Raw genomic sequence first — 3,756 nt, 5'->3', positions numbered from 1 at the left:
AAAAACACCCACGGCGACACCCAATGAATCCCACCCCCACACCTCGACACCGGCCAACCCCGCACCAACACCTTCCACCACCCCGAAAAACTCCTGCGCGACGAGGACGGCGACGGCCCGTAGTGGCCAGATCGTCAGTCAGGTCTAGTCGGAGTCATTCTCCCGCGCGGCGGCCTTCTCCAGGTCGGTCAACGCAGGCTCGATCCGATCGGCCATGTCGTCGATGTCGTTGGCCACCTCGGGCGTCGTCACGAAGCCGAAGTCCAGGTAGTCCTGGTAGGAGAAGCAGGTGATGTTGAGCGCGACGTCCATCACCGGCGGCCCCAGCGGCACCAGCGAATCCAGTTTGGCGCCAGCCATATACAACGGGAACGGCGGTCCGGGGACGTTCGAGACAACCAGGTTGATGGGGGCCAGGTTTCGCGACAGCCCGCTGGCGGTGTAAGCCCGCGCGGCCAGCTGCAGCAGCCCGGGCGGCGTGGTCTCGGTCAGCCCCATGATCTGATGCGCCGACAGCGCCTTGGCCATCAGCTTGGCGTTCTGGGTGCTTTCGTGAATGGCCCGCAGCCGCTCGCCCGGGTCTTCGACATCGGTGGCCAGCGAGACGGTCATGGAACTGACCTTGTTGCCGACGTCGTCCTTGTCGTTGTCGGTGCGCGTCGAGACCGGGATCTGCGCGATGAGCGGCTTGGCGGGCAGCTCGCCGCGTTTCTGTAGATAGTCGCGGGCGGCGCCGGCCACCAGGGCCAGCACGACGTCGTTGAGCTTGACGCCGTAGGCGTCCTTGACGACTTTGGCGCGGGCAAGTTCAACGCGGCACCCGGTGATGCGCCGATGCGGCGAGACCGGCGCGTTGAAACGGGTTTTGGGCGCCTCGAAGTAGCGCGGCGGTCTGCTGCGCACACCCAGGGTGGCGATCTGCTGGCGCACGGTCTGCTCCATCAGCCGCGCGATGCGGAACGGCGTCTTGACGCCCACGTTGATCAGGGCGCCCACGGCGCGCCGCTCTAGTCCGGGCAGCTGGAATCCCACCAGCGATCCGACCGTTTCCTGTTGCGGCGCACGCGGTTCCGGCGTGGTGTCCAGCAGGATTTCACCCAGTCCGGCGCCCGAGACCCCGTCGACAATGGCGTGGTGCATCTTGGTCAGCGTGGCGATCCGGCCGCCCTCGACGCCCTCGATCACCCACATTTCCCACAGCGGCCGGGAGCGATCCAGCTTGTAGGACATCAGCCGCCCGACCAGCTCCTCGAGCTCGCGGCGACCGCCCGGCGCGGGAACCCCGATGCGGCGGACGTGGAAGTCGACGTCGAGCTCCTCGTCCTCGACGAACCACGGCCGGTCCAGTCCCAGCGGCGCGCCAGTGACCCGCCACCGCAACTGCGGGACCTCGGGCAGGCGCTCGATCAGTAATTGACGGAGACGTTGAAAGCTGTACTCGGAGCATTCCTTCGGGTCGCAGATCGCCAGCGCCCCCACGTGCATGTGCCAGCCCGCGGTTTCCGCTGACCAAAACGCCGCATCGACACTCGAAAGCCGTCTCATCACCTGACCGTAACCCCCCAACCGCCGTCGCCACCAGCAATGGCAAACAAACTACCCGCCGGCTCGGCGCAGGAAGCGTCCGCGTGGCTACCGGGTCGACGCGGCTACCCGCGGGCACCCGTCTGCGACAACATATTTGTCCGTCCGGGTGCCAGGCGGGCGGCTCACTGGCTTCGATCGACGGGAGTCGCGGGCGAACTGGGCGACGTCGGGCTCGGCATCGATCGGGTCCACGCCCGTGGGACCGACAAGATCCCGATCGCCGCGCCGCGCCCGACGCTCACCCTGGGCGCCGCGTGATTCGTGCCGCCCCCCGGCGAGCACATGACCGCGGCCCTGCACAGCGCGGCGGCCTTGTTGAGGGAACTCAGGTGTTTGAGCGCGAAGTCGACCGGTGCCGACAACGAGCTCAACTTGGACAGCGGCGCCGTTGCCGACAACAGGGACGTATCAAAGGTGGCCAGCGGCGAGGTGGACAGCGCGCCCAGCGCTTCGGAGATGGTTGAGATCACTTGTCGGCCAGTCGTTATGACCTCCGGTGCGACGGTCAGGGTCCAGTTGCGAGACGGCGGGGTGACCCCCACGGGCTCGCCGGGGTCGGCGGCGGGCGGCGGCGAATCGAACGGTGTCAGCTTCCAGACGCCGGCCGACGCGCGGGCGTAGGCATACATGGCCGCGGCATCCTGCGCCCACATCCGTTCGTAGTCGGCGTCGGCGTCGGCGACCGCCGGACTGAGCTGGCCCAGACAGTTCGCCGCGGCCAGCGAAATCCGCCGCAACCGGTTGGCGTCGATCGCATGGGGCGACACCACCGCCGCAAGCGCCAAGCCGTAGGCGGCCGCGGCCGCGGTGGCCTGACTGGCCGTCTGCCGGGCCTGCGCGGCGGTGGCGTCGAGCCACGCCAGATAGGGTGCGACGGCTTGGGTGATCGGCGTAGTCGACGCGCTCTGCCCTCCCGGTTCCAGCTCGGCGATCACCGCCCGGTAGGTCAGCGCCATGTCAGCGAGTTGGGCGCCCAGCACGCCCCAGGCCTTGGCGGCGTCCATCATTGATCCGGCGCCGGGGCCCGAATGCATCCGCCCCGAATTGCTTTCCGGCGGAAGGGCACCGAAATCCATCACTGGCCCCAGCTCAATGGCGGGCGAATGGTGCTGCAACATCAGGCTTTTCTCTTCGGGGGTGATGGATATGCGGCGGCAGTTGGTGTTGGCGGTCAGCCGCTGCCCTTACCGCCTTCGGCGGACTCGAGTTGACGTGGGCAGTACGACTTCGCCGATATCGTCGCGAACTGGGCGGCGCCGTTGGTGCTCAGCGCGGGGTTGTTGTCCCGCAGGTCGTTGAGGAGCTGAAGACCGGAGACGCCACGAGAGATCAATCCGCACACCGCTTTTCCGGCGGCAACGGCTTGGTCCGGATTCGCAAAACTGATCCCCACCTTGTGGAGATCGGCGATGAAGACCTCGTTGTTCTCGTCGGCGGCCGCCTCGTCCTCTCCCGGGACGGCGTGTGCGGGTACCGCGGTGACGATGCCCAGCGATACACCGAGAAGCGCTAGCAGCAGTTTCATGCATCCTCCTTCGAGGCCCTATGGCGGTTTCCCGGTTGATCCGGTCCACTGAGACGAAATCCGTTGCACCGCAAGGCGCTACCCCAGTTTCGATTCGGGGGATCCGACCGCGACTTCCTCTCCGTCGGTCACGTGCACGGCGTGCACGCCCGGCGTTGTCCTGAGCTTGGCGACCAGGTCGTCGAGGCCGGCCTCGTCGACGTTCCAGTGCTGCACCTGGTCGGGCATCTCCTGCAGTTGGGCGATGATGCGGTCGAGCTTGACCGGTCCCTGCCGGCGCTCGCCGGTGATCGCGCGGGCCTGGATGCCCGTGGTGCTGACGACACGCGATGCCGGGCTGCCCAGCGCGCCGCCCGCCAGACTGCCCAGGGTCGCCTCGTTCACCAGGCCCGACAAATCCGTCGCCGCGGCCGCGGCCAGGCTGGTGCCCGGTAGCGCGGTGGAGGCCAGCCTGATCGCCGGGGCGGCCGTCGCCCAGCTAGCCGGCACCGACAGCTTGCCCACTGTTGGCGCGTTACCCAGCACCGCCGATACGGGCTTTGCCGCGATGCCGGCGGCGATGTGGCCGGGCGACGCCAGCCCGGCGCCCAGCGACGATTTGGCCATCGCGGCGCTCCACGGCGCATAGATGAAGAAGTTCTTCC

4 protein-coding genes and 1 pseudogene are annotated in these 3,756 nt (G+C 67.9%); 1 reads left to right on the top strand and 4 read right to left on the bottom strand.

The features are described 5' to 3' along the window. Window positions 1-123 (top strand): annotated as a pseudogene (locus A5624_RS29475) (hypothetical protein); the annotation flags it as partial. Between the two features lie 21 nt (window positions 124-144). On the opposite strand, the gene A5624_RS09960 reads toward A5624_RS29475, so the two are convergent. The 4 genes from A5624_RS09960 to A5624_RS09945 all read right to left on the bottom strand — a co-directional run. Next, window positions 145-1,545 carry a wax ester/triacylglycerol synthase family O-acyltransferase gene (locus A5624_RS09960; protein ID WP_066865391.1) on the bottom strand — a complete coding sequence of 467 codons (1,401 nt, stop codon included), beginning with the start codon at window positions 1,543-1,545 and terminating at the stop codon, window positions 145-147. Window positions 1,546-1,709: 164 nt separating this feature from the next. Then, window positions 1,710-2,663, bottom strand: a complete 954-nt coding sequence (locus tag A5624_RS09955) for a PPE family protein (RefSeq protein WP_066865387.1) — start codon at window positions 2,661-2,663, stop codon at window positions 1,710-1,712. A 95-nt stretch (window positions 2,664-2,758) separates the two neighbouring features. Next, window positions 2,759-3,112 carry a DUF732 domain-containing protein gene (locus tag A5624_RS09950; protein WP_066865384.1) on the bottom strand — a complete coding sequence of 118 codons (354 nt, stop codon included), beginning with the start codon at window positions 3,110-3,112 and terminating at the stop codon, window positions 2,759-2,761. A 78-nt stretch (window positions 3,113-3,190) separates the two neighbouring features. After that, window positions 3,191-3,756: PE/PPE C-terminal domain-containing protein (locus tag A5624_RS09945; RefSeq protein WP_197508064.1), on the bottom strand; the 566-nt coding region annotated here is incomplete at its 5' end.

The organism is Mycobacterium sp. 1482292.6 (genome assembly GCF_001672995.1).
Lineage (GTDB): Bacteria > Actinomycetota > Actinomycetes > Mycobacteriales > Mycobacteriaceae > Mycobacterium > Mycobacterium europaeum_A.
Note: the sequence above shows the minus strand (reverse complement) of the source record. Positions and strands in the feature narration are given on the sequence as shown.

Bases quoted from the DNA above. Each gene is read 5' to 3' on its own strand.
- A5624_RS09960 (WP_066865391.1), bottom strand. From the start codon at position 1,545: ATGAGACGGCTTTCGAGTGTCGATGCGGCGTTTTGGTCAGCGGAAACC.
- A5624_RS09955 (WP_066865387.1), bottom strand. From the start codon at position 2,663: ATGGATTTCGGTGCCCTTCCGCCGGAAAGCAATTCGGGGCGGATGCAT.
- A5624_RS09950 (WP_066865384.1), bottom strand. From the start codon at position 3,112: ATGAAACTGCTGCTAGCGCTTCTCGGTGTATCGCTGGGCATCGTCACC.